General features: G+C 43.2%; 20 protein-coding genes. 12 read left to right on the top strand and 8 right to left on the bottom strand.

What is annotated here, in order from left to right:
* Positions 1-171 precede the first annotated feature (171 nt).
* The gene (fabV, locus tag R8O70_RS12960; protein ID WP_171342934.1) at positions 172-1371 is read right to left on the bottom strand and encodes an enoyl-ACP reductase FabV; all 1200 of its coding nucleotides are present in this window, start codon (positions 1369-1371) and stop codon (positions 172-174) included.
* Positions 1372-1453: 82 nt separating this feature from the next.
* Positions 1454-2056, bottom strand: a complete 603-nt coding sequence (tesA, locus tag R8O70_RS12955) for a multifunctional acyl-CoA thioesterase I/protease I/lysophospholipase L1 (protein ID WP_171342935.1) — start codon at positions 2054-2056, stop codon at positions 1454-1456.
* Between tesA and R8O70_RS12950 the strand changes: the two genes are divergently transcribed.
* The 3 genes from R8O70_RS12950 (at position 2055) to R8O70_RS12940 (ending at position 6995) form a co-directional block, all read left to right on the top strand.
* Positions 2055-2747, top strand: a complete 693-nt coding sequence (locus tag R8O70_RS12950; protein WP_047101137.1) for an ABC transporter ATP-binding protein — start codon at positions 2055-2057, stop codon at positions 2745-2747. The genes tesA and R8O70_RS12950 overlap by 2 nt on opposite strands.
* A complete protein-coding gene (locus R8O70_RS12945) occupies positions 2747-5203 on the top strand; it encodes an ABC transporter permease (RefSeq protein WP_318184199.1) in 2457 nt (818 codons plus the stop codon). The genes R8O70_RS12950 and R8O70_RS12945 overlap by 1 nt, the downstream gene beginning before the upstream one ends.
* 352 nt (positions 5204-5555) lie before the next feature.
* On the top strand, positions 5556-6995 hold the full coding sequence (locus tag R8O70_RS12940) for an FAD-dependent oxidoreductase (RefSeq protein WP_064354776.1): 1440 nt from the start codon (positions 5556-5558) through the stop codon (positions 6993-6995).
* A gap of 28 nt (positions 6996-7023) precedes the next feature.
* Here the strand turns inward: R8O70_RS12940 and R8O70_RS12935 are convergent, their stop codons facing one another.
* Genes R8O70_RS12935 through R8O70_RS12925 form a run of 3 tightly spaced genes read right to left on the bottom strand, consistent with a single transcriptional unit; the run spans position 7024 to position 9394 of the window.
* Positions 7024-7959, bottom strand: coding sequence for a biotin-dependent carboxyltransferase family protein (locus R8O70_RS12935; RefSeq protein ID WP_170893224.1), 936 nt, complete (start codon positions 7957-7959; stop codon positions 7024-7026).
* Positions 7956-8639: a 5-oxoprolinase subunit B family protein gene (locus R8O70_RS12930; protein ID WP_005386313.1), complete on the bottom strand. Its 684-nt coding sequence runs from the start codon at positions 8637-8639 to the stop codon at positions 7956-7958. Before R8O70_RS12930 ends, R8O70_RS12935 begins: the two co-directional genes overlap by 4 nt.
* The gene (locus tag R8O70_RS12925) at positions 8639-9394 is read right to left on the bottom strand and encodes a 5-oxoprolinase subunit PxpA (RefSeq protein WP_238852998.1); all 756 of its coding nucleotides are present in this window, start codon (positions 9392-9394) and stop codon (positions 8639-8641) included. The genes R8O70_RS12930 and R8O70_RS12925 overlap by 1 nt, the downstream gene beginning before the upstream one ends.
* A gap of 319 nt (positions 9395-9713) precedes the next feature.
* On the opposite strand from R8O70_RS12925, the gene R8O70_RS12920 reads away from it, so the two are divergent.
* Positions 9714-11672, top strand: a complete 1959-nt coding sequence (locus tag R8O70_RS12920) for a diguanylate cyclase domain-containing protein (protein ID WP_318184198.1) — start codon at positions 9714-9716, stop codon at positions 11670-11672.
* Between the two features lie 54 nt (positions 11673-11726).
* The gene (gene galE, locus R8O70_RS12915; RefSeq protein WP_318184197.1) at positions 11727-12743 is read left to right on the top strand and encodes a UDP-glucose 4-epimerase GalE; all 1017 of its coding nucleotides are present in this window, start codon (positions 11727-11729) and stop codon (positions 12741-12743) included.
* Between the two features lie 335 nt (positions 12744-13078).
* Here galE and R8O70_RS12910 read toward each other — a convergent pair whose 3' ends face one another.
* Complete coding sequence (locus R8O70_RS12910) at positions 13079-15217, bottom strand: TonB-dependent hemoglobin/transferrin/lactoferrin family receptor (RefSeq protein ID WP_258625108.1); 2139 nt, start codon at positions 15215-15217, stop codon at positions 13079-13081.
* 231 nt (positions 15218-15448) lie between these two features.
* Between R8O70_RS12910 and R8O70_RS12905 the strand changes: the two genes are divergently transcribed.
* Positions 15449-16336: a LysR family transcriptional regulator gene (locus tag R8O70_RS12905; RefSeq protein WP_017634152.1), complete on the top strand. Its 888-nt coding sequence runs from the start codon at positions 15449-15451 to the stop codon at positions 16334-16336.
* Between the two features lie 77 nt (positions 16337-16413).
* Here R8O70_RS12905 and R8O70_RS12900 read toward each other — a convergent pair whose 3' ends face one another.
* Positions 16414-19047 carry a bifunctional acetate--CoA ligase family protein/GNAT family N-acetyltransferase gene (locus R8O70_RS12900; RefSeq protein WP_053349882.1) on the bottom strand — a complete coding sequence of 878 codons (2634 nt, stop codon included), beginning with the start codon at positions 19045-19047 and terminating at the stop codon, positions 16414-16416.
* 236 nt (positions 19048-19283) lie between these two features.
* On the opposite strand from R8O70_RS12900, the gene R8O70_RS12895 reads away from it, so the two are divergent.
* From R8O70_RS12895 to yciH, 4 genes are all read left to right on the top strand, one after another.
* On the top strand, positions 19284-19853 hold the full coding sequence (locus R8O70_RS12895; protein ID WP_005390018.1) for an SPOR domain-containing protein: 570 nt from the start codon (positions 19284-19286) through the stop codon (positions 19851-19853).
* Between the two features lie 149 nt (positions 19854-20002).
* Positions 20003-20992: a D-alanine--D-alanine ligase gene (locus R8O70_RS12890; protein WP_318184196.1), complete on the top strand. Its 990-nt coding sequence runs from the start codon at positions 20003-20005 to the stop codon at positions 20990-20992.
* A gap of 128 nt (positions 20993-21120) precedes the next feature.
* Positions 21121-21507 (top strand): DUF3319 domain-containing protein, encoded by a 387-nt coding sequence (locus R8O70_RS12885; RefSeq protein ID WP_005376294.1) that lies wholly within the window; start codon positions 21121-21123, stop codon positions 21505-21507.
* Between the two features lies 1 nt (position 21508).
* On the top strand, positions 21509-21820 hold the full coding sequence (gene yciH, locus R8O70_RS12880) for a stress response translation initiation inhibitor YciH (protein ID WP_005376292.1): 312 nt from the start codon (positions 21509-21511) through the stop codon (positions 21818-21820).
* A gap of 286 nt (positions 21821-22106) precedes the next feature.
* Here the strand turns inward: yciH and R8O70_RS12875 are convergent, their stop codons facing one another.
* Positions 22107-22475, bottom strand: a complete 369-nt coding sequence (locus R8O70_RS12875; protein WP_031849321.1) for a DUF3693 domain-containing protein — start codon at positions 22473-22475, stop codon at positions 22107-22109.
* Positions 22476-22675: 200 nt separating this feature from the next.
* On the opposite strand from R8O70_RS12875, the gene R8O70_RS12870 reads away from it, so the two are divergent.
* Together R8O70_RS12870 and R8O70_RS12865 are read left to right on the top strand one after the other, a co-directional pair.
* Positions 22676-22957 (top strand): hypothetical protein, encoded by a 282-nt coding sequence (locus R8O70_RS12870; protein ID WP_318184195.1) that lies wholly within the window; start codon positions 22676-22678, stop codon positions 22955-22957.
* Positions 22950-24503 (top strand): replication endonuclease (locus R8O70_RS12865; protein ID WP_318184194.1); only part of this gene is annotated, 1554 nt, incomplete at its 3' end. The genes R8O70_RS12870 and R8O70_RS12865, both read left to right, overlap by 8 nt.

The raw sequence follows: 24503 nt of genomic DNA, 5'->3' as shown, positions 1-24503 counted from the left end.
CCTTTACGTGGTTTCACTTCCTGTGAATTAAAAACGCAGACTGCTCTATTTTGTTCTCGCTTTTTAATTAAGTATAGGGTGGCTAGGGCTCGAAACAAAAAAAAGTCCTGAAAAGTGTTCAGGACTAGGAATAGTTGTCACATATCTCATCCTTGAAACAGGTAACAAGCATCAAGGCTTAAGCGACATTAACGATTCAATAGAAATGTCTTGCGAATAGTCGACATCTTCAAAGTTAAAGCCATTGAGCTTCATAAACTCATCTTTAAAACCTTGGTAATCACCAATCTCTCTAAAGTTATCAGCATTCATCTGTTCTAAAAGAGCGTGGACTTCTTGTTGAACTTGCGGTTCAAGTTCCAAGTCATCTATTCGAATCAAGCGTTCACCGTCAACTGGCACTTTCTCTTGATCGTATAACTTCGTAGTAAACAGTCGCTGCATTTGTTCAATACAGCGTTCGTGAGTACCTTTTTCCTTCATCACTCTATAAAGCGCTAACAGGTAGGGACTTAGCGCAGGGATGAATACACTGGCTTTCGTCACCAACGCCTTACACACGGTTGCGTAAGCACCGCCGTCAAAGTTGGCGAGTTTGAGGTTTAATGAATGACTGGTTTGGTGTAAATCGATTTTCGCTCGACCTAACGTACCATCGAGATAAATTGGGTGCGTAATGTCAGGGCCCATGTAAGAAAAGGCGATGGTTTTGCAGCCGTTTGCAATAGAGTCGTTATTGATGAGTGTGTCAATCCAGCTTTCCCAGTCTTCGCCGCCCATTACTTTAATGGTGGCATTGGCTTCCTCTTCTGTTGCAGGCGTTAAGGTGGTTTCTATCCACTTATCGTTCTCCAGCATGATAGAAGCGCCAGTGACAGGTTCACCAATCGGTTTAATGACACTGCGCCAAAACTCATCAGATTCAGGTTTAGGTCGAACACCGGTTGCCAAGCTATAGATGACTAAGTCAACTTCACCCTCAAAGTACGTTTCAATGGCTTCAATCACTTGATTGCGCACCGAACCAGAGAATGCATCGCCAACAATATTTATTGCGGTACGCCCGGCTTGATTTGCTTCCTTCTTAAAAAAGACGTTGTTATACCAACCCGCACTCCCAACCCCTTTCTCTGAAGGGCCACGCTCAAATGAGACGCCAATGGTATCGGCGTTAGCGCCACCGAACGTTAGGGCTATTCGGGCCGCTAGGCCGAAACCAGAGGAGGCACCAATAATCAAAACCCGTTTTGGGCCTTTTTTGATCTGTGGGGCGCGTTTTACGTATTCAATTTGCTCTTTAATAGATGCATGACACCCTTTGGGGTGCGCAGAGCGAGCAACAACACCTTGAATTAACGGTTCTATTCGCATGTTGTTATCTATCCTCGATGAGTGGAATTGAAAATAGATTAACGTAAAGTTACGTAAAACTTATTGAGCTAGACCATTAAAATTAGAGATGTTTAATTAATTCTTGAGCAACGAAATCAGCGATCCAAGGTTGTGCATCTGGTTTTGGGTGAAGGCCATCATCCATCATCCATTCTGGTTTGGTGACAACATGCTCTAAGAAGAATGGCATCAAGGCAACTTGTTGATGCTGTGCAAGCTTAGGGTAGATATCGTAAAACATATCGCTATAGCGCTTACCATAATTAGGTGGAACCCGAATTTGCATCATGACAACGTCCGCACCAGAATCTTTTACCATGGTAATCATTTTTGAAAGATTCGACGTAATAAGTTTAGGAGGGAAACCTCTTAGGCCATCGTTGGCACCTAACTCAATAAGTACCATGTCAGGGCTATGCTGAGTTAGCAACTGAGGTAACCGTTCTAAGCCATTGCCGGTTGTATCGCCAGAAATGCTGGCATTAATAACTGTTACATCTTGACCATGTTCTGACAACGCATCAGGGAGTAAGCTAGGCCAACTCTCTTCGATCGGCATCTGATAGCCTGCACTCAAGCTATCACCCAAGACAAGTAGCTTTTCGCTCGCATGTGCAGTAGCGGAAAAACAAAAAAATAGAACTAAGGAAAGTATACGAATCATGCAAACACCTGTACTTAATGCACCTATTGTTCAAGCCAATTTGGTTTCTAAACAAGTCTCTACTAATCAAGAACAATTAACAATCCTCAAAGACGTAAATGTTGACATCCGAAAAGGAGAAAAAATCGCCATCGTCGGAACTTCCGGTGCAGGTAAGTCAACATTGATGACGTTGCTAGCTGGTCTTGATACGCCGACATCAGGCGAAATTACTTTATTAGGTCATGAATTATCAAAACTGGACGATGAAGCACGTGCGAAAATTCGGGCTGACTCTTTAGGTTTCGTTTTCCAAAGTTTCTTGTTAATCCCGAGTTTGAGTGCATTACGTAATGTCACGCTTCCTTGTCTTTTACGTGGTGAAGCCGAAGATGAAGCAAGAGCAGCGGAATTATTAGCTGCTGTTGGATTGGAAAAACGTGTCGACCATTTACCAAGCCAGTTATCTGGTGGTGAACAACAGCGAGTTGCGCTAGCGCGTGCATTTATGACACAGCCTGAGCTGTTGTTCGCAGACGAGCCTACCGGCAATCTTGACCATCAAACCGCAGACAAAGTGATTGAGCTGCTATTCGATCTTAATGAACAGCACGGGACAACTCTGATTTTAGTAACACACGATGGTCATCTAGCAAGCCGATGTGACCGTATTTATCGTATGGAGGCGGGTGAGCTTAAGGAGGAGATGTAATGTCTGCAGTATCATCAAGTGAAGCAACATCCACAGAGCAAAACAGTACAACACAGCACTCGCCGAATAAAAGTTTGATACGTTGGAGTTTCGGCGAAATAAGGCAGGGGAACCTTTGGCCTATTAGCGTTGCTCTTATTCTCGTGATTGCGAGTATCTTTGCGCTTTCTGCATTAGCAGAACGAATGGAGCAGGTGATCGTCAAGCAGGGGAAGGACGCATTAACGGCAGATGCGGTGTTTGTGTCTGCTAATCCCATTCCGGACACGTTGTTAGCCTCGACTGAAAGCCTTGACCGTTCGACGATGACACGCTTTGCCACTATGGCATTTAGCGATAATGGTATGCAGCTTATTTCTGTAAGGGCGGTGGATGATAATTACCCTTTAATGGGAGAGCTCGTTCTTGAAAATAATCCAGCCGGTCGCGTTAAAGAGAACCAACTCTGGCTTGATGAGCGGATTATGACTCAACTAAGCGTAAAGTCAGGTGACAGTGTCACGATAGGCGATGCCGAGTTTACTGTATCAGGCGCAGTATTGATGGAACCAGGCTTGAGCTTTAATCCATTTCAGCAAATGCCTTCTGCATACATTCATCAAAGTGACGTAGATAAAACAGGAGCAATTCAAGTTGGGAGCCGAGTTCAATACCGTCTGTTTTTACAAGCCGATGATAAAACACTAAAGAGCTTACAAGATGATACGCAGCTTTCTCCGAGCGATCGCTGGCGCACGCAAGATACTGCCAGTCGTAGTAATGAGGTTTTTGAACGTACGACGCAGTATCTGTCTTTGACCGTAGCGATTGTCATCATTATGGCGGCGACAACATTGGTTCTTACTTGTCAAAATTACGTGAACAGCCGGACACAAACTATTGCGATGTTGAAAAGTCTTGGTGCGAGCCGCCGATGGATTGAAAAGTGGTTATTTATTCAAGTCACAATCCTTCTCATTAGTGCCAGTGTCGTCGGCCTACTGCTAGGGAGCGGGCTGGAGTATTTATTACGCATTCCACTCAAAGACTTATTACCCGATCCACTCCCTAGTTACGGCGTCACACCATTTTTGGTGGCATTTATCTCAGCAGTCTTGATTACGGTGCCCGCTCTCGGTATACCATTGTTAGGCTTGATTAAAACTCCCGCGTTAGAAGTGCTACAGCAGGGCAAAGCGCAACGTTCTTGGAAGCGAATGTTACTTGTTCTAGTTCCCGTTGTTCCATTGCTTTTACTGTATGCAGACAACACCTTAGTTTGGATCGTGCTCACTGGTATAGCGGTACTGTTTGTGGTACTCGCAGCAGTTAGCGTCATACTCACAAAACTGTTTGCACGTGTTTCAACCCGTCCTGCAATGAAGCTTGCGTTGAGTCGTATCAACCGGACGCCAGTAACCAGCGGTCTACAGTTTGGTTCTTTGGCATTATCTTTGATGTTGCTGTCTATCATTTGGCTTGTGCGCAGCGATATTCTCGCTGATTGGGAGAGAACCTTACCTGCAGACGCGCCAAATGTGTTCGCTTTGAACATTGGTGATTATGAGCTCGATAACTACCTAGAAACCCTAGATAAAAATGGAGTTACGCGGTCACAAGCTTATCCAATAATTCGTGGACGACTAACAGAGATTAACGGTCAAAACGTCAAAGAGATTGATTACGAAGGAGAAGGTTCTGACGCGATACGTCGAGAGCTAAACCTGACATGGGGAGATACCCTACCAGAATATAATGATGTGCTTTCGGGTGAATGGACAAACAAAGGGAGTGTATCTGTAGAAGCGGATGTAGCAAATGACTTAGGCATCAAACTCGGTGATACGCTGCGCTTTGTAATAAACAGCCAGAATTACGATGCAGTAGTAGATACCATCCGTTATGTCGAATGGCGTGACATGAAGCCTAACTTTTATTTTATTTTCTCATCTGACGTGATGGCTAATTTACCTGGTTCTTACCTCATCAGTTATAGGATTGAAGAAGGAAATGAAGCGTTGTTGACGTCAATGTCACGTGCTCACCCAACGGTCTCTGTTTTAGATATCCGAACTATGGGCGAGAAAATTCAGGCTTTGATTCAGCAAATCGTATCAGCAATCACCATCCTTGCTCTTTTAGGCGTTGTTGCTGGTCTGCTGCTCATCTTTACGCTACTGAGGTTAAGCTTGTCCCAACGCCAACAAGAGATTCGTTTGTATCGCACATTAGGTTCAAGTAAGAAACGGATCAACACAACCCTGTGGGCCGAGTACGGAATTATGGCGTTGATTGCTAGTGGTGTTGCGGTATTCGCTGCGGAAGTTTGTGTGGCCGCAGTCATGACATATGGATTCGATCTCAATGCACAAATTCACCCCGAATTGTGGATAGCTTTACCGCTTGCAACATTTGTTACGTTGGCACTTGTAGTGATGAGTTTGTTGAAAAGATTGTTAACGCCAGTAAACACTTAATCGCAGCGAGTGTTATCAAGTTTGGAACACTCCATGACACTTTTATTTTAGTTATCCACAAAAACAGTGGATAACTTTTGGGATAACTAAATGGGGTAAAAAGTGGGGTGTTTCTGCAGGCTTTGCGCCATGGGTCTTACAGTGAAATTCTTATTCACATAGACACAAAAAAGTGTCTTCTTAACCATGTCGTCAAGTACTTTTTCGCAAATTTTTTCTACTTTAATGCACTTTACAGGCGCTGTTGGATATTTCGCAAACCCATGAACTTTTTGTGATTTTAATCAAGTCCAAACACGAGTAGAATCCACCGTTAGTAAAGAATTTTCCTTATAAAATTTTTAGTGAAGCAATGAAGTCTGAGTTTCCAAGTTATAAAGATAAGCATATCGCTGTTGTTGGTGGCGGTGTAGCAGGTGCAACAGCAGCAATTCATTTTGCGGAGCTGGGTTTTAAAGTTTCCGTAATAGAGAAGGGCGTATCACTAGTAAATGGTCCACCCATTTGTCATTTGCATGCTGGTGGTAATTTATATCGAGAGATTTCCGAGCAACAATGCTTAGACTTGTTAGCACAATCTATCGATACTGTTCGACTGTATCCGCTTTCACTGAATATTCGTCCGACAATCATCGCGGTTCCTCATTCCGATGGTGGAGACCCATCCACACTAGTTCCGCGATTAGAGGTTGTGAAAAGTGCTTATCAGACGCTCGTTGATAAAGATGAGAGTAATAAAGTGCTCGGCGAACCAAGCGAATACTACAAACTGTATTCAAAAGCGGAGCTAGAAGCTCTCGCGCAACGTACTCAACCAAGTCATCCTACAAACTTCGATGAGTGGTGCATTCCTTTTGCTCAACATGCTGATCTTGAAGCGCTAAAGTATCCTGTTGTCGCAGTTCAAGAATATGGTTGGAGTGTTTTTCGCCTCGCCGCAATTGCCAACTTAACACTAGATACGCTTCCTAATGCTTCGGTCTTCACACAAGCAACGTTTAAGCAAGCCGATTGGATGGGGGAACACTGGCAACTTGGCTATGAACGTGAAGGTATCGATTACCTGATGACATGCGACTACTTGGTTAACGCGTGTGGCTTTGAAACAGGCTCAATTGACAACACAGTTGGTGCCAAGCGTGACAGGTTGGTGGAGTTTAAAGCCGCTTACGTTACGAGGTGGGCAGACTGTCAACAACAATGGCCAGAAGTTATTTTTCATGGCCCGCGTGGAACCGATAAAGGAATGGCTCAATTGACGCCTTATGGCGATGGTTACTTTCAACTTCATGGTATGACAAAAGGAATCACGCTGTTTGAAGATGGTTTAGTGGAGAGCACGAACTCATCTGCTCAACCTGAACTGCCTATGCCTTTACTCTCGAAGATCCGTAACGGCTGGAGAGAAGAAGTGTTAGAAGAGCGAACGAACAATGCCATCAAACACATGGCGCAGTTTATTCCCGACTATCACTCTGCTGTAAAAGGAGGAAAAGCATTGTTTGGCGCTCAGCAAATTCCCGGAACAGACCCAGTACTCAGAGCGGCAGATGTGACTTTTGAAGATAACCACTATGCGAGAATAGAGGTGGTAAAAGCGTCATCGACACTACTCGCAGCGCAAAAAATGCTTCAATTCTGGTTTGACATCGATCCTAACCAAAATGTGGAAACACAGCATCCGGTCGCTGTAAAGTGGTCTGAACAAGAGGTCGAGCAGTACGCGATTAAACTCACTCAAGAGCGAGGCTATCCACAAGCTTTAGCAGTGCGTTATGGTATGCCTACATAATCGGCTGTGTTTGGGCTCAGTGGTTGTATTAGTACCCAAAAAACTGAGCCCATTGGCACCATACTTCTTGCAAGCCTAGCCTATCTCCTTTCACAAAATTGACTTTTTGTCCGGGCTTCGCCTGTGCCAGTCTAGGTAAGTCAATACGAGCTACGCAGCCAAATTTAGGATACCCGCCAATAGTCTGGTGATCGTTGAGCAGCACAATAGGGTTACCATCGCTAGGTACTTGAATTGAACCTAATGCAATTCCCTCTGATAGGACGCCTTCGTAAGGTGGACGAATGTTATTGCCCTCAAGACGGTAGCCCATGCGATTCGAATTGGGGGAGATGATGAATGCTTTGTTATAAAATGCTTGGCGAGCCTCTTCATCAAAGTCCTCGTTCTGATAGCCTTCAATCACTCTCAACTTAATAGGTAAGTTGTAATCTGGCTTAAAACGAAACGTCATTTGCCTTGGTTTACGTTTCGGTAAGTTATGAGGGACAAAGGGAAGAATATCGCCAGCTTTCAAAGCGCCACCATTTGAATCATAACCACCTAGAGATTCTCGCGAGACGGTCGATGCGCTTCCTAAGTGCTGAGCAACATTGAATCCACCTTTAACCGCTAGGTAGGAGCGAAGTCCATTCCTTGCGACTCCGAACTGAAGCTTCTGTCCTTTTTTCAACGTAAAGTCAGACCAATTTGAAATAGGTTCACCATCTATTTTTGCATTTAAATCACCGCCACATATAGCAAGGTGGCAGTTATGCAAGGCAATAAAACAAGCGTTACCCAAAGTAATTTCAATCGCAACGCAATTGACTACGTTACCAAGCAAATGGTTGGCCCAGCTGTAAGCATAGTCGTCGACCGGCCCACCTTGAGTCACACCGACATGCGCTAAGCCAAAACGACCAAAGTCTTGAACTAAAGAGAGCGGTCCTGGCTTTTCCACCAGTAATCCACCGTAACTCATAGTACGCCTCCTAAATCGATAAACTCTTGTTTTGAAATAGCATTAAAGGTGACCTTGTCACCCACTTCAAACGGTATAAAAGGAGGAGAGTCGGAGAAGAGCGCAAGCGGGCTTTTACCAATAATGTTCCATCCGCCAGGACTATCTGATGGATAGACGGCCGTTTTAGAGTCTGCGATTCCTACACTTCCGGCCGGCACTTGAGTTCTTGGTGTGGCAAGCCTTGCCATGTGCAATTGAGTATCAACGTCAGAGAGAAATGCAAAGCCTGGAGCAAAGCCAATTGCAGAAACCGCGTACTCGGTTTTCGTATGCAGGGTAATAAGATCGTCTAATGACAGACCTCGCTTTTGAAAACGAGATAGATCTAACGCGGTTTCTTCAGAGTAATATACAGGGATAGTAATGTGATTCGGCTGGGAAAGCTTAAGTGATTGAGTATCAAACTGGCTCACGATTTGTTGCAGCTCATTAACTAAGTTTTTTTCGTTGATTCGAAAAGGTAAGTAATCAATGAGAATAGTTTGATAGGAGGGGACAACGTTCATAACAATTGAAGCGAAAGTTTCTCTTATGCTGCGAGCAAGCTCTCCGACTGCATTTTCAGAAATACTCTCATCAAACTTAATGAAAATACTGCACTCGGAGATCAAAGAGATATTAAATTTCTCTTTATGCATTAATTTCCTCCAGCGTATAGGCTTTGGCGGATCTTTTGGATCAGCGCGATCGACTCTTCATTGTCACCATGAACACAAATTGTGTCGGCTTCCAATAATATGTAACCGCCTGAAGCGGTTTTGACACGCCCAGAGTCAGCTAAGGTCCGGACTTGCTCAAGTATCGCGTGCTCGCTTTTTAACACGGCATTGGGCTGTGTTCTAGGAGTCAGTAAGCCGTCATTTTGGTATAAACGATCTGCAAATGCTTCAAATAGCAAGGGAACATCATAATCGTCTGCGATTTCTAAGTATTTTTCGTTTTCCTGTGAAGCTAGGATCATTAACGGTACTTTGAACAGTGCTGCCGCCTTTACTACCGCTCTAAATATCGCATCACTTTTCATCATGTCGTTGTATAGAGCGCCATGAGGTTTTATGTAACTGATGTCTGTGTATTGCGCCCGGCATAATGCTTGTAAAGCACCAACCTGATATATAACCATGTTCGTAATTTCATCACCCGTCATGCTTATGCTTCGTCTGCCAAAGCCTTGTAGGTCGGCGTAACCTGGGTGTGCGCCAATATCAACATCGTTGTCATTCGCTAGGGTGATGGTGTCGTGCATGACATTAGGGTCGGAGGCATGAAAACCACACGCGATGTTCGCCATATCAACATGGGGCATCACGTCTTCATCTGCGCCCATACTCCAAGAGCCAAAGCTCTCGCCCATATCACAGTTCAATGTAAGTTGCTGTTTATTCAATGTCATACGTTTTATTTCTACACAAGCAATGGTTTTACGATGCAGGAAAATGCATCTAGGTTCAGTGACTCACTTCATTCTTCTATCATGAAAACGAAGCTTTTTGAGCAGATAGCTGACGAAAAAGATCACGTTAGTCCATAAAGATGTTGCCGTTATTTGAGTTGATCCGAATTTTAAGGTATTTCGTTTCTTTTCCATCCAATTTTTGAGAATTTAAGGTTATTTTGCATTAGCATCGTGTTAATCTTGTCGCCCTTCATGGGTGATAGATTGCATAATGGTTCTTCTGTCATTTTTGTGGTTGTCTGCGACAGGAATATATATGTCATTACGAGCGAAGCTTATTTGGCCTCTTCTGGTCTTTTTAACGGCTATCTTTGTTATCTCAAAAGGTTACACCTCGTATACTGTATACCAATCGTCTAAGCATGAACTGGTCGAGCAGACAAGAAAGTTGATTAACAACGTTTCTTTCTCAATTAAAGATGCGCTCACGACAAAGGACAAGCAAAAAGCTCAAACTATTCTCGCCAACTTTTTAAACCAGCCAAATGTAACGCGGGTCAAACTTTATGACCAAGATCATCAACCATTCGCTGTTATGGAGATAAGTGGGGCACTAGCACCCGTTCCAAGTCAAACCGAAAGAAGTAGGTTGCACGCTCTAGGCTATGCCTTATCAACCAAATTTCTTTATGTTCTAGAGCCGATTATCCATGATGGCTATGTCATTGGTAGCATGAGAGTCACGCTTTCTCATCGCCCAATCGTAGAAGCCATACAATCTTTACTTCAAGATGGCGCTTTACTTCTTCTGTTTCTGATCGCTGGTGGCACTGTTTTTTACATAAGTATCGAGAGGCTTGTTCTCAAGCCCGTGATGGAAGTCAACCGCGTAATAGAGAATGTGACACACGGACGAAACACGGAAAATCAAGCTCGCTATTACGCCAAGGATGAAATTGGAGACCTCGCGAGCTCTTTCAATCAAATGATGAATAGGTTAACAGTACGTGAGAAGCAGCGGCAACATTCGCTAGACACACTAGAACAAAAGCGCGCATTTTCAGAAGAGGTTATCGAATCTGTTCAGCATGCATTAGTTATTACCGACAATTCCGGACGTGTTATTCATTGTAATACGGCGACTCAGCAAATATTTCAAAAAAAATTAGATGAGCTTAAATACGCCAATATTCGTGATCTAATTAAAACCAAAACACCGAATGAGCTGAGTCAGATCCTGAGTCGAGGCCTAGAGTGCGATGATATTCACCTCAAAAATGCAGATAACGAACAGCAGTTGAGCCTAACCAGTCGTCGCCTCTCGACACATGAATACTTACTGTTTTCGATTCAAGATATCACCGAAATTGAAGAAGCCATAAACCGGCAACGTGTTGCGGGACGCGTTTTTGAAAGCAGCCAAGATGGTCTCATTGTTCTTAATCATCGCGGTGTCATTACGATGGCAAACCCTGCCGTCACTAAGTTAGTCGGCTTAGAGGTGGATCAGCTTATTGGGAAGTCATTCATCCAAACGCTAAAGTGGCGCAAGTTACAGGAAATGATGCCTAGTATCATCGAGTCGATAGAAAATTATGGCGTTTGGCAAGGTGAAGTTATCGAGAAGAACCATATTGGTCAGTTTGTACCGATGTTTGCTCGAGTCAATCGTATCGTTAAGTGTGAAGACTATGGTTTCTATGATCTGGTTATTGTTCTTACCGACCTTTCCGGCGCAAAAGAGATGGAACGATTGGAGCATTTAGCTCATCACGATGCTTTAACGGGGTTAGCAAATCGATCTAAGTTCCATTTAGAGTTGGAACAACTAGTACAACGCTCTGGATACTTGCGTGACGAATTTGCAGTTTTGTACCTCGATCTGGATGGATTTAAAGAAGTTAACGATACCTACGGTCATGATGCAGGTGATGAAGTTTTGAAAAAAGTTTCCGAGCGTCTAACATCTGCGACGAGACATAGTGATTTAATCGCAAGACTTTCTGGTGATGAATTTGTCATGTTGGTTAATCCCGCCAATCAAAAAGTGGTCACCCGAATAGCAGAACAGTTGCTCGAGAGCATATGTGCTCCAATTGAGTACAAAGGTCACTTACTCAAAGTTGGCGTTAGTATCGGCGTAAAATTAGTCGGCGTAAATGAGCGCGATGCTACTCGAGTTTTAAAAAGTGCGGATACGGCAATGTATCAAGCAAAGAAAGCCGGGAAAGGCCAAGCAATATTAATGGGATGCGAATTACAAGAGACAGTTTAAATCGTAACGTCAAAGCTTTAAACTAACCCGATTCGCGTCAGAAGGAATAATAAAATGAAAGTACTCGTTACGGGTGGTATGGGTTATATCGGTAGTCATACGTGTATTCAAATGATCGAAGCTGGCATGACGCCAGTAATTCTAGACAACCTGTACAACAGTAAATCTACGGTATTAGATCGAATTGAAAAGGTATGTGGTGTAAAGCCAACCTTCATTCAAGCCGATATCAGAGACAAATTAGCGATGGTAGAAGCACTAAAGTCGCACAATATTGAAGCTGTTATCCATTTTGCAGGTTTAAAGGCCGTCGGTGAGTCTGTAGCAAAACCTCTAGAGTATTACGACAACAACGTTAATGGCACGTTAGTATTGGTTGATGCAATGCGTGAAGCCGGAGTTAAATCGTTGGTATTTAGTTCATCAGCGACTGTATACGGTGATCCTGCATCTGTACCCATCACTGAGGACTTTCCAACTAGCGCAACTAACCCATATGGGCGCAGCAAATTAATGGTAGAAGAGTGTTTAACCGACTTCCAAAATGCGAACCCTGACTGGAGCATTACACTTCTTCGTTACTTTAACCCGGTAGGTTCACATCCAACAGGCGAGCTAGGTGAAGATCCTCAAGGTATTCCAAACAACTTAATGCCGTTTGTTTCTCAAGTTGCGGTAGGGCGCAGAGAGTTCCTTTCTGTGTTTGGTAGTGATTATCCGACCAAAGATGGCACAGGCGTACGTGATTATATTCATGTAATGGACTTATCTGATGGTCACGTTGCTGCATTAGAAAAAGTAGGTAGCAAAGCTGGCCTTCATATCTATAACCTCGGTACTGGTAACGGCTACAGTGTACTGGACATGGTGAAAGCATTTGAAGCCGCAAGTGGTAAAGGTGTCCCATACCAACTTGTTGAGCGTCGTCCAGGTGATATTGCAGAGTGTTGGGCGGATCCATCAAAAGCGATGAATGAGTTAGGTTGGAAAGCAACTCGCACTCTAGAAGAAATGACTGGCGATACATGGCGCTGGCAGTCTACTAACCCTCAAGGTTATCCAGATGCCTAATCTTTAATTTACATAATAGTAACAAAAAGGCGCGTGATTGCGTCTTTTTTGATCCAAATCGGAAAAAATCGTAAATTACTGGTTAAAAGGTAGCAAGTATATATAGAGCTGTTAAACTATGCCCGACTCTTAATTTGGGTTATAAATTTTCTCATAGCTATTGGGGTAGTTCATGGAACTCGGTCTGATCATCACTTTCATCATTGCAGCAGCAGTAATGGTGAAAAAAGAGATGGCAAAACAGTAAACTTTCATTTTTCATACTTTTCTTTACATTTTTGAAATGAAAGCCATAAAAAAAGCCAGCATTACGCTGGCTTTTGTGTTTTTAAGGTTTAGAACTCGTATTTAACACTAATGTTATAATTACGCTCAGCTTGCGTTTTGTCTCGACTTAACTCAGTCTTACCGCGAACATCGTTCCAAAGATGGTATTCTTCATTCGTTAGATTCATAACACCAGCACGAATGGTTATATCTTTCATTGGTTTGTAGTACGCCGTTAAGTCAACGACTGTCGCAGACGGCAAAGCAACTTGGTCTTTGATTCCGCCTTTATCACCATCAGAGTTGATATCACTGTTCGATTTCTTAGCCGTGTAGTTTACTTTTAGGCTTGTCCCCCAAAGTGCATTTGGTGAATCGTAATTTACAGCAGCTACGGCATTCCATGGGTTTACACTGTTCAAAGGATTACCATCACCATCTTCACCTTCTGTGTATGCTGCAACAAAGCGAGTTGTCACGCCTGATGGAAAACCAGCAATGGCATGCCAATCAAGACGGTTAGAGAGCTCAACCCCTTTAATGTTTGCTTCACTAATATTGATATTTGTGAATTCAGTTAAACCACCATTGTTTGATGACGTTTGCTCAATAAAGTCACTGTAATCACTGTAGTAGAACGCTACTTCAGTTGCCGACGCTGCAGTGTTATGACGGTAACCAAGCTCATAAGACAAACTCTTTTCAGATCCCAAATTTGGGTTAGGGCGGTTGGTATAGCCATGAGCCGGATTATCGTAGGTGTAGTAAAGCTCGTCGAACGATGGCGCTCGGAACCCTTGGCTCACTTGCGCGAAGATCGTGCCTGGTTGCGATATAGAGTAAGTTGCTCCTAAACGACCAGTTAATGCAGAGTCGCTAAACTTCTCGAATGACTCTTCAGAAGTATTTGAAGGATTAGTAGAGAAGTAATCGTAACGCACACCTGGAGTCAGAATTAGCTTGTCATTAAGAAGCGAAATTTCATCTTGCAAGAATAAACCAAAGCTTTCTTCTTTTGCATCCGGTGTGTAAACGTAAACAGTATCTGGCGTGCCAGGATCGGAATTAAACTCGCGATTGGTATTACTGATGTCACTATGTTTGTACGATATTCCGTAAACAATATAGTGATTTTGAATCTCTTTATCTAACTGAGTTTCGAATTCAAATTTGTCTTCAGTATATTCGTAATCTTTTTTCTGTTGGTTGTCACCACTAGGCGGTACGTAAGGTGGGTAACCAGGGCTAGCTTCGATAAAGCGATTAGAGACGCCGTTTTCTTCTTTACCAATCCATGTAAGCTTGGACGTGATCGTATCCGAGATAGCTGCATCTGCAAACCAAATGTGCTTGAGCCCAATGCGATTTTGCTTGGTTGTGTCTTCAGCGTTGAAGTTTTTGTAACTTTTATGTGCGATCTCTGAGTCAGTCTCGTTGTAAATAACTTCTCCCAAAAACTCCAAGCGATGAGCGTCATTCAATTGAGATTGAAGTTTTACCAATAGATCGTTTTTGTAATAATCTTGGTTGTCCACAGAATAGTTATCGTAAGGCGCCTTAGAGAAATTTTGTAGCTCTGCACCATCACGGCGTGTAAAGGCTACAAGTGCTTCTGTACTACCGAAACGCTTTGCTAAAGCTACATGCTCACTAAAAGAGTTATCTTCCGATGAATAAGAGAGTTTAGCTTGACCACCAAAGTCTTTGCCATCTTTGAGGAAATCCTTCGGATCTTTTGTTTCGAATGCGACAACACCGCCAATTGCATCACTACCATGTAGGCTAGAAGCTGCTCCTTTAACAATTTCGACACTCTTTAGCATATCGGGGTCGACAGTAACGGCACTAGAATTGATAAACGAATATGGTCCACCGCTGAATACACCTGGTTGAGATGCACCGTCTACTAAGATTTTAACTCGTTTACCTTCCATCCCGCGAATGTTAATACTTTGGACGCCTTGGCGTTGAGTGCCATTAACAGTAACACCTGGCGTATACTCGAATAGATCATTCAAGTCCTTTACCATGTTTTCTTCGATGTCTTTCTCTGATACAACAGCAACAGAAGCAGCAACAGTGTTTATGGTTTGGTTGGTACGGGTGGCCGACACAACGACTTCTTCAAACTTAGAAGCTTCTTCCGCATAAGCAGTATGGGAAAGGGCAACTAAAATGGAGGCTGACAAAATTGATTTTTTATACATTGGCTTCAATACCTTAGATCCATAATAGGTAACAACACGCGGATATTAATGGATCTAAATGGTAATTACTATCATTACTATTGTCATTTGTTGATTTGTATTGAATCTTCTTCTTAGGCTATTAGCATTCCTAGTCTTTAGTTATCAATATGTTATATAATTTGTCGTTAGTTCTTGATAAGTTCATCCAAATACAACGAATGTGATAAATGTCACATTAAGAGAGGCCATGTGCAGAGTCCAATTACGTTAGAAGCACTCCATATTCTAGATGCTATTGATCGAAGAGGGAGTTTTGCTGCTGCTGCGAATGAGTTAGACAGAGCCCCGTCATCGCTGAGCTATCAAATCCAGAAACTCGAGCAAGATTTAGACATTATTATCTTCGATCGCTCTGGTCACAAAGCCCATTTTACTGAAGCAGGTAAGCTTATTCTTGAAAGAGGAAGAGCCATTTTACAAGCCAGTGAAAAGTTAGTGAACGATGCAACGTTATTGGCGAATGGTTGGGAACTGGATATTACCATTGCCTTTGATGGCATTATTCCTATATCCAATTTTTTCCCGATGGTTGATGCGTTGGCCGAGGTCAGCTCAACTCGAGTCAGGCTGCAAGAGGAGATTCTGGCTGGTAGCTGGGAGTCTTTGAATACGGGGAGAGCTGATTTACTGATTTGCCCATCACTGGATACGCTTCCTCAAGAAGTTAAGTCAGAAAAAATTGGTAAAATGAGTATGTATTGGGTAGCTTCCGCTGATCACTATGTTCACAAGCGTAGTGGTAAGTTTGATGAAGCAGCGCGAGAAAAGTATCGGATTATTGCTATTGCAGATACCGCACGTGAGCAACCCGCGCTCTCAATTAATATCATTCAAAAACAACCTCGCTTGACCGTCACCAACTTTACGGCAAAAGTAGAAGCGCTAACTGCAGGTTTAGGCATTGGTACATTACCAAGCCAAATTGCACAACCTCTTATTGATAGTGGTGTATTGAAACGAATCGAAGGCACTGAAGAACAGCCGATGGATATTATTTTGGCATGGCGCCGGAACACTATGGGTGAGGCAAAATCCTGGTGTATTCAGTACTTAAAAAAGAATTGGAAACTAAAGTAACAACGTAACTTTTACTTCTTAGATTCCCATTGATTATCGAATGTAAGAAGTAAAAGTCATCGCTAATGCTGCGCTTTTCAATTTAAAGGGAGCACCATATCTGCCGTACCGTCTGCAAACTGGACATCGATCTCAAACCCCAAGTTCTGAGCCAACATCAACATTCCTCTGTTTGTTGGCATGGTCATTCCAGACATTTGCTTTGTGCCTTTAATTTTGCAATAGCTGATTATTTTCTGCATCAGCACTTTGCCTAAACCTTTTCCTTTCAAATCTGAACGAACCAAAATAGCAAACTCAGCGTCACTATTGTCTGGTGTAATCAATGCGCGGGCTACCCCTATGATAGACGGTCCGTCAGTATTAAACGCTACCGCAACAAACGCCATTTCGCGGTCGTAGTCGATTTGAGTAAAGTTTGCCAAAGCCTCATGGTTGAACTCTCCAACTTCAGAAAAGAAACGCTTATAGAGATCTTCTTTCGATACGCTATTAATGAATTGAGCATGCAGCGGCTCATCCTCAGGCAAGATAGGGCGAAGCAGGATAGGTTGGCCATCTCGAAGCGTTACAGTTTCGACAAACTCTGCCGGGAAAGGGCGAATCGCTAGCCGTTTTTGGGCGTCTCCTTCGTATTTACACAGTGTGACATCTGCATCAAGGATGGTTAAATCGCTTCCGGACACTAGCACTGGATGGATATCCAGTTTTTGTATTTCTGGTAACTCAACTGCCATTTGGGAGATACGAACCAAGAACTTCGACAACTCAGTAATATCGAGCGCATCTTTGTGTTTCTGCAGGCGAATCTTTCCAGACTTTAGGGCAACAACGACAAGGTAGCGCGCAAGCGTCATGTTCAAAGGAGGAAGTGCAGCGACGGCATCTTGGGCGATATTCCACTCAGAGCCGCCTTGACCAAGCAAGATCACTGGTCCAAAGACTTTATCTACTGCAATACTAACCCGTAGCTCTTCAGCGCTGCCGAGCTTTGCCATCCCTTGTACCAACAGCCCATGTACATTGGCGGAAGGGTAACTGAGCTTTACGGTATCTAAAATGGATAGCGCTGCGTTGGAAACTTCTCGACTGTTTCTTAAATTTAGAGCGACACCGTGAACATCCGATTTATGAGGAATGTCTGGAGAACGTAATTTAACCGCAACAGGGTATCCAATATTTTCTGCCATATGAACAGCTTCAATGTCGTCAGATGCAATCCACGTAGGCAAAACGTTAAACCCGAACAGCTTAAATAATGGGCTGGTTTGATGCGTATCCAAGGTGACTGTGTTTTTATCCAGTAGTCGTTCGTTTACCCATTCTTTTGCTGAACTCACACTTCCAGAATGTAATGGCTCTGCCGTCGTTGGCGTTTCCATTAGTTGTTTCTGGTTTCGTCTGTATTCGACCAAGTGCATGTATGCTACAACCGAACTTTCAGGTGTTCTATAGGTTGGAATGCCTGCTTGAGTAAAGGCCAGTCGCGCTTCTCTCGACGTTTGTTCTCCTGACCAGTTGGTCAAGATATTAAAATGCTTATGCCGAGGGTGAGATTTGATGGCATTAATAACGACTTGAGCAGTTTCAAGAGGATCAGAAACAGCAGAAGGACTATGCATAATCAATATCGCATCTGCACAGTCGTTATTCATCAGCGCGTTAATGGTATCAATATAGCGTTTTTGGGTTGCGTCACCAGACAGATCAATTGGATTTCGAGCACGCCAGTTGGATGGAAGTACTGCTTGTAATTGCTCAATGGAAGCGTCATCAAGCGTTGCGAGTTGGCCACCACGTTCAATCAAAGTATCAACGGACATAACAGCAGGGCCGCCGCCATTGGTGATGATCGCTAAACGCTCTCCACGAAGTGGCACAGAATGCGTGAGTGTTTCTACCGCGGCAAAAAGCTCATGCGTATTGCTGACTCGTAACATACCAGTTCTGCGAATAGCAGAATCGTAAATTACGTCAAGTGTATCTCCGTCTTGCTGCTCAAAAGTATTCATCTCTTTAGAGCGGCCCGCTTTTAGCACCAATATACGTCGGTTACGTGAAGCGGCGCGCGCAGCAGACATAAATCGGCGAGCGTCTTGGATATTATCAACATAAAGCAGAATAGCTTCAGTGTTTCCATCCATACTCAAATAGTCGAGCAAATCTGCAAAATCGATATCTTGTCCGCGCCCAATCGAAATGAACGAAGAAAAACCAATGTTCTTATCATTTGCCCAGTCTAAAACCGTGGTACAAACCGCCGCGGATTGTGAGATGAAAGCAATTTTTCCGGGCTTAGCTGCAACAGGGGAAAACGTGCAGTTAAAATTGTGCCAAGGAAGGATGATACCTAAGCTGTTTGGGCCTAAGACTCGAATGTTCAATGATGAGATATCTAAAGGATTAGGGTCATCAGAGATAACAATCGCAAACGGTGTGCCTCTCTCATCTAGCTCTTTAAGCAATTGCTCGTTACGTGAAACGTTCGTACACAAAATTGCAATATCTGGCGTATAGGGCAGGGAAGCTACATCAGGGTAAGCGATCACGCCAGATACGGCTTTATATCGCGGCGTTACTGGCATAATCGCGCCACCAAATCCACTTTGTAGAAGGTTGCGCATCACAACATGTCCTGCTCGCAATGCTTTTTGAGATGCCCCAATAACGGCCACAGAGTTGGGTTTAAAGAGTTTATGTAGTTTATTCATGCTGACTCCTGGCCGTTTGTAAGTCACGTTGGCTTCTCGGTTTCATATCAATCATAAACGAATAATTTACTGATAAAACATCTTCAGACCAGACATTGCAGAAAATGTGTACGATGCTTATGGAGTTTGTGTTATTCATCACATCAAAATCACAGATTATTGTATTTGATGCTTGATAAACGGCCCTGCTATCGGCATGATTTATCGTAATATTTATCCAGAGCATTTGTTACTTCATGAAAAAAATCGCAATCATCGGCTTGTCAGTTCTGCTTTCTGCTTGTGCATCTGAAACTTACATCACGGATGTGACCTCAGAAAGTTACCGAGAGGACTACAAATCAGATCGTATCTCTAAACCAATTATGGCGTCTGAAAACGCTGTAGTAGAAAAAGACGTACAACCAACTGTTGTGAAAATGACGGCAAAGCCTGAAGAAAAGAAAGTAGTCAAGCTAACGCCAAAAGAGCAGGCGAAGCCAGTTAAGATCGTACCACCAAGTAAAAAGCAAGCTGGCATTCAACGATTCGGCTATACCATTCAAGTCGCAGCTGTGGGTAGCCAAGCTAAAGTCGATCAGTTTGCAAATAAGCTGCCACAGAACGGTCAGCCAATTTGGGAAAACTACAAAGTTGTAAACGGTACTAAGTGGTTCTCAGTTTTATACGGAGACTACGCAACAAGCGCAGAAGCCAAGCAAGCGATTTCGACTTTGCCAGCTCAATTTCAGCAGTTAAGACCATTTGTTAAAAGCATTGATGCAATCAAAAACTCAGCTTACCCAACGCTTAACAAATTAAATTAACACATCAAATAAGGGAGCGAATAGCTCCCTTATTTATTTGCTCAAATCCTATTCGAACAACATTCCTCACATTAAAATTACTGTACGTCACACTTCAAAGGTTTATCATAATAAATAGTATCTTTTGTAGGTCACGGAAAGATGGATTCATGATTAAAAATATTCTTTTACTATGCGGCGGTGGCTCTTCTGAGCACGAGATTTCATTATTGTCTGCAAACTTTGTCGAACAACAACTAAATCTTATTGAAGACGTTCACGTTACACGCGTAGAAATAAAAAACGAAGGTTGGATGACCAACCAAGGTGAGTTGGTTTACTTGGATCTCAATACCAAGCAGTTGTGCTCAAGTGAATCTAATCAAACCATTGATTTCATCGTGCCTTGTATACATGGTTTTCCTGGCGAAACAGGCGACATTCAATCTCTGTTTGAAATCGCAGGTATTCCTTATCTTGGCTGCGGGCCAGAAGCGAGTAGCAATAGTTTCAATAAAATCACATCTAAGCTTTGGTACGACGCTATTGGCATACCCAATACGCCGTACTTATTCTTAACGCGAAACGATGAAGAAGCTCACGTTCAAGCTCATAAAGCCTTTGAAAAGTGGGGAAAAGTTTTTGTTAAAGCCGCTCGCCAAGGTTCTTCCGTTGGCTGTTACAGTGTCACAGAAAAAGACAAGCTTTCTAATGCAGTAAATGATGCTTTTGGGTTTTCTGACCAAGTGTTGGTTGAGAAAGCAGTAAAACCTCGAGAACTTGAAGTTGCTGCATATGAGATGAATGACCAACTACATATCACTAAGCCAGGCGAGGTCATCGCGCCTGATGGTGCTTTTTACTCGTACGATGAAAAGTACAGCAGTTCAAGTCACTCGCTCACAGAAGTTGAGGCGAAGAATCTAACTCAAATACAATTAGATTCCATCCAACACGCGTCAGAGACGGTATTTAAACAAATGAATCTTCGTCATTTATCTCGTATCGACTTTTTCCTAACGGAAGATGATGAGATTTACTTAAACGAAGTAAACACATTTCCAGGAATGACACCGATCTCAATGTTCCCTAAAATGCTTCAAAACAACGGGCACAAATTTCATGAGTTCTTGGAAGATTGTATAAACAGTGCAAAGTGATTAACGTTATCGAGACGCGTTTTATGATACAAGTTGTTTTCTAGAGCAAGGTTTATTCAAGCCGTATTTGAATATTGCTCAGTAGCAATTATGATTATATCAACGCATTAAACAGATGACTCAGTGGTATGGCGATTTCAAATTATAGAGGTTTTAACCTGCAGTCAGTCGGATCAGATGGCAGTGTTTGGAAGGTTAAAATCAAGAACCACGTCTTACAGGGAAGTTTGACGGCGGTAAAGAAAAGCATTGATTGGTGGTGTGACACCGCATCGATTATTGATCCCAAAGAGTTTGCTTCACTCGGACAAAGAGTGCAGCAAACAGGTGTTGCAAAATCAGAGGTCTTTAACGGCTATACTATTCAAAATGATACAGGCCAACCTAACTCTTGGTACTGTATGTTTAATGGTAAACTGATTAAGGGCAGTAAAGCCGCTATTCAACGCCATATCGAAGCTTATTTGGTTGCAAAGCAAAAAGCGATGCAAGCTCAACAACAAAAGAAACAATAGAATGACTCTGGTATATTCAACAGAAACCGGTCGAATTAAACCGGAAGAAGAAAAAGTATCTCGCCCTAAAGGCGATGGTGTTGTTCGGATTCAGCGCCAAACGAAAGGCCGTAAAGGTAAAGGCGTATGCATTGTTACAGGTTTAGACTTGGATGATGCACCTTTAAAGTTATTAGCGGCAGAACTCAAAAAAGTCTGTGGCTGTGGTGGCTCTGTAAAAGATGGCAATATCGAGATTCAAGGTGATGCTAGAGACAAGATCAAGGCACATCTTGAAAAGAAAGGCATGACCGTCAAATTAGCCGGTGGCTAATTTAATATTTCCAGTAAACAAAAATGGCGTCTAAAGAAATAGACGCCATTTTTTATAAGTTGCTAATTGAAGAGCAAGCAATCGTAGATTGATAGATCGATATTAGCTATTTTATGGTAAATCAGAATACTGTTAAATAAACTTATTTATGAACCTAACGAAAACCACATAATTTTTACTTATGAAGTTATCGTAGACTCATCATAATAAATTGGCAAGTACGTGATCTGGTTGGTAAGTGGTTGATTTAAGCATAGTCATGAACCTAACCATAAACCCAGACTATTTAACATAACACATATAATGCGCACTGTAATAGTGATTCCTGTGGACTTGCAATCACTAAGGCTAATCCAGTGCAAGCCATTGAGATTCCTGACAATCCAAGCCCATTAAACTTTTTTGCAATTCCTTCCCATACTGCTTTTATCTGCGGATTATCATTGCGATCAGCGTGACAACCCAACAATGCAATCTCAGGGTCTAAACCTGATTGCTCTGCAAGAAAAATTGCTTGTGTATCAGTCATATAACGCTTTCCTTTGCGGAAATCACTGATTCTTTGCGGCGGCACATTCATATCCGCTGCAATTTGTTTGTCTTGTACGTAACTTTGAGCCTTTTTGTAGGCATCTAATAGTTTGTTCTGATACATACCGCTTCCTCCATTTCCGTCAGTTTAGCTTATCAATCACCATTTTTGGTGTCTTGCACTAACCAATTTTGGTGATTACGCTACTAACCAAATTTGGTTATTCAATCAGTATCAGACCGCCTTAGCTCTGGGCGTTTGCCCTTGACGCTTTCGCGCTTGGCTTTGGCGGTCGCTCTCTCAACTAGTCAAGGTGGTTGATTATGGAATGCGACAAAACATTTGAACTGTTATGTATGTTAGCTGGACTACTAGCTATCGCGTTTGTTTTCTATGGCCGCTCGAATTTCGAAGTTCCTGCGAGCACTTACGCTCAAGTTCAACGCTGGGTTGAAAAAGAGCCATCCGCTATTCCAATGCTTAACGAGTTCATGGCTGACGGTAAGCTTACACAAAACGAAGTTAGTGAGCTTCGTGTTTACGTGAAAGACGCACCAAAACGCGCTCTTATTTCAAAAACGGTTGAGGCTCAAAATAATGCGTGAACTTGTTATTGATTTAGCGTCCGGCAAACAAGAATGGATTGATTTTGTTCCTGTCCATTCTTGGGCTTCATGTGAGCATATTCCTGATAACTTATTTGACCATCGTTTTGAGTACGTCGACCACAGATTCACAACGCCTGAGGATTTCATTCCGTCGGCTGTGAAATCGGCAATGAGTGCGTCAATCTACTCACACGACTTGTCAGATTTTATTGAGCGCCCTACTTCTAATCCTTGCTTGGACTTGCCGAAATCATTACACCGTAACGGCGACTTCGCTCGACACATGACACGCGCTTACACCGACATTCTGAAAACACGCAACGCTCTGGAAGCCGTTCGCGCAGTTAACGACGCTCACGACCGCTTGACTGAGCACGGCTACAGCTACGCGATGTCTGATGAACAAATTACCAATCTAGCCAAGCGCAAATCACGCGACTTCTCTCGCGTGTTAAGTGTAATTCCGCTTGAAGAATCACAAGCGCGTTTTGATAAAGCGCGTCAGCTTCTTGATTCATTAGGCTTGGCATTCTCACCTGAGCAAATTCAATACGCAGAAAACAACTGTGAACTTTTCGCATTGGTGAACCGTGCTCTTGATGAGCATTGGCTTGTTCGTCAACTGCGCCGTAAATGTGCTTACGAGGTTGAATGTGTTGCGCGTGATTTAGCGCTTGTTCAACGCCGTAAGCAAGTTTACTGCTCGGATTTTTCTCTAAACCGTCAACGTGACCGCAATACGTCTAACCGTATCGCGCTAGAAAACACGATTGCTTACGATGAGGCTGACCCTTCTAACTACTTCACACTCAGCGAGCTATCCGCTAAATCGGTTTCTAACGCTGAGATTCGCCGCGCTGAAATGTTCGTTCGTCTGCGTGGCTTTGAGGAAATCGCTCAAGAATCGAATCACGATGCGGTGTTCTTCACGGTAACGGCTCCGTCTCGTTTCCACTCTGTTTCTAAGGGTGACATCAACCCGAAATGGCTTGAGGCTGGCAAGCCTGATGCGAAAGCGGCTCACGCTTACCTTATGGGTGTTTGGGCGAATCTTCGCAAGTCGATTGATAAGAGCAAAATCAAGGTTTACGGGATGCGCATTGTCGAGCCTCACCAAGACGGCACGCCGCATCACCACTTGTTGCTGTTCATGGAAAAATCCGCACGCAAATTTGTGACGTCTGAGTTTCGTCGTCTTGCTATGGCTGACTCTCCTGACGAAAAAGGCGCAAAGAAAGCCCGTTTCAAAGCGGAGGTTATCGACTGGTCGCAAGGTTCAGCCGTTGGTTATGTCGCTAAGTACCTGAGCAAAAACATCGACGGTCAACACATTGATTCTGACAAAGGTTCGTCTTTGTCTGGCTCAGATGCGGCGGAACGTGTCGTGACTTGGGCGCGTGTGAATCAAATTCGTCAATTTCAATTTATTGGTGGTCCATCTGTCACGGTATGGCGTGAGCTTCGTCGTCTTCGTGATGAATTCAAAGAGGACGATGCTTTGTTTACAGATTTATCTCAAGACGAACACTTTCTATTAGAAAAG

The sequence above is a fragment of the Vibrio sp. 779(2023) genome (assembly GCF_033344285.1).
Lineage (GTDB): Bacteria > Pseudomonadota > Gammaproteobacteria > Enterobacterales > Vibrionaceae > Vibrio > Vibrio alginolyticus.
This window is presented reverse-complemented; position numbering and strand designations above follow the sequence as displayed.